The organism is Gordonibacter sp. (assembly GCF_036667095.1).
In the GTDB taxonomy this organism is placed as follows: domain Bacteria; phylum Actinomycetota; class Coriobacteriia; order Coriobacteriales; family Eggerthellaceae; genus Gordonibacter.
Window position 1 is genome coordinate 1 of sequence record NZ_JAVWUP010000359.1, and the last position, 1,597, is coordinate 1,597.

Below are 1,597 nucleotides of genomic sequence, written 5' to 3' on the forward strand. Positions count from 1 at the left end.
GCGGATGCGCCAACTGCATGAAAAGCTCCCCTCGTACCCCAAGCAACCCGCGCTTGGGCGGGCTGGCAGATGAGTATAGCACTTGCCAAGGGAAGGGGGTGCCATGCGCCGCCGCGATAGATCTTGGTCATCTTATGCTCGAGCAAAATAGGCACGCCGAGTTCTTCGAGTTTGCGCTCCCAAACCTGCGTCCAGCAAATACCTGCATTCGACGTGGTGCCCAGCCGCCGACGTAAACATCCGGATTCTCAACAGGCCACAGTCCGCGCTTTACCGGGGCGCGCAGCATGCCGTCTCCCAGTTGTCCCATTTTGAGGGAATGTCCGAAGCTGTGTTGCTTTGCCCGCAGCCGGTCAGCGCAATGCCGGTGGCACCTAGCGCCGCTGCAACTGCCGATCCTTTCAGAAAACTCCTACGCGAAAACCCCTTTGATTCCGTGACCGTTTCAGCCATTTCTTCTCCTCGTTCGCAGCTATCTTTTTGGATTCTCGATCGTTCTCGTGAACCCGAGAAGGAAATTACCGCACCGATGAAAACCCCCTGTAACACGGCTAGGTGTAATTCGTCGTTCCTCTGTCGCATTTTTCGTGCGACAGAGGAACGACCTGCGGTTTTGTTGATATTTGGGTCGACTGTAAAGTTCCTTGCGAAGGGCTTGCACTCCCTTCGCGCGCGGGCTGGTTCGAAAGACTTCGGTTTGCAGGCAGTTCGCATCAGCGAGTGCTGGCTCGGCGACGGCTGTCGTGGCTCGTTTTTCTTGCGAAATCTATGAGACGCTTGCCGCTTTTTCTTGAAGAAAACGTACGGGCACCGCAGGACACGGCAGCGGTTTGCGGCTAGGACGAAGAATCAGCCGTGCAGTACGCCGGAGCCGCATGCTGTTGTCTCATAGGCGCTGTCCCTCGTCCTTCTGGCACCGGGAATCGTCCATGAGGTAGTGGCGATGACGGCCCTTCGACACGTTCTTGTACTCGATCGCCTCTGCGGGGCAGCCTCCGATGCAGGCCATGCAATGGGTGCAGGTGCCCTTCCAGACGGGCTTACCACCTGCAAGGTCGATGTTGTTCAGGGGGCACCGCTGCGCGCACTTCCCGCAGGACGTGCAAGCGCTCGATGTCGAAAAGCCCTTGTCGTGCACGTAGAGCGCGTAGAACAAAGGGTTGATCGGGCCGCTTTTCACCTTGTCTGCGAACGATACCTGTTGCACGGGGAAGGGCTCGCCTGTGGCTATGAGTTTCGCCAGGCCGTCCAGGTGCGGCCGCGCTGCGCTGACGATGGCTTGGCACTCTGCCTCGTCGGGCGTGGGATTCAGCGCCAGGTAGTTCTCTGGCATGGGCACGCCGGCGACCCCGCGAAACCGCAGTCCTTTGGCGGTGCAGAGCCGCTTTGCGTACACAGCCGCATTGCCGATACTGCCACCGCAGGTCAGTACGAAGTAGGTATCCTGGCAGCCCTGGAAATCGGCTTGCCTGATCCACTGCTCCGCCACTTTAGGAATGCGCCAGCTGTAGGTGGGCACCACGAACACGAGCGGCTTCTCCGAGCGAAACACCGCCTTCTTTCCCTCTTTCAGGTAATAGTTGATCGAGACGACCTC

Annotated in this window: 2 protein-coding genes; both read right to left on the reverse strand. The window is 58.8% G+C overall.

The annotated features are described in order from the left end of the window. Positions 1-270: 270 nt before the first annotated feature. Positions 271-453 (reverse strand): twin-arginine translocation signal domain-containing protein, encoded by a 183-nt coding sequence (locus RR842_RS14585; protein ID WP_332512705.1) that lies wholly within the window; start codon positions 451-453, stop codon positions 271-273. Positions 454-886: 433 nt separating this feature from the next. Beyond that, positions 887-1,597, reverse strand: a 711-nt coding sequence (locus RR842_RS14590; protein WP_332730297.1) for an EFR1 family ferrodoxin, incomplete at its 5' end; no start/stop codon positions are given.

Excerpts from the sequence above, each read along its gene's own strand:
- RR842_RS14585 (WP_332512705.1), bottom strand. The coding sequence starts at position 453 with ATGGCTGAAACGGTCACGGAATCAAAGGGGTTTTCGCGTAGGAGTTTT.